This window comes from Paraburkholderia sp. SIMBA_054, assembly GCF_046534875.1.
Lineage (GTDB): Bacteria > Pseudomonadota > Gammaproteobacteria > Burkholderiales > Burkholderiaceae > Paraburkholderia > Paraburkholderia hospita.
Genome location: NZ_JAWRXV010000906.1, coordinates 1 through 266, shown reverse-complemented (window position 1 = coordinate 266; position 266 = coordinate 1). Strand labels below are relative to the sequence as shown.

The following is a 266-nucleotide window of genomic DNA, read 5'->3' as shown; positions in this document are numbered from 1 at the left end:
ATGCTTGCTCATAATGAGAAGGGTGCGAAGCTGTGCGGGTGGAAGGCATGACGCCAATGGACACAGAAGCACCGACCGTAAACCGCATGAACGAGCTTCCAGACCGGACAAAGGAATTCCTGTCAAAGCTGGACGAAGACGATATCGACAATCTGGAAGACGCCATCAAATTCTATGCGACTGTTCGCACCATGGGCCATGTCGTGAAATGGCTGGCGATAACGATCCTCGCCATCATTGTGGGTGTCGCATCGCTATACGAGAAC

Annotated in this window: 1 protein-coding gene; it reads left to right on the top strand. The window is 52.3% G+C overall.

Annotated features, from left to right (window positions below; translation table 11 throughout):
* Positions 1-56: 56 nt before the first annotated feature.
* Positions 57-266 (top strand): hypothetical protein (locus SB822_RS57765; RefSeq protein WP_410859194.1); only part of this gene is annotated, 210 nt, incomplete at its 3' end.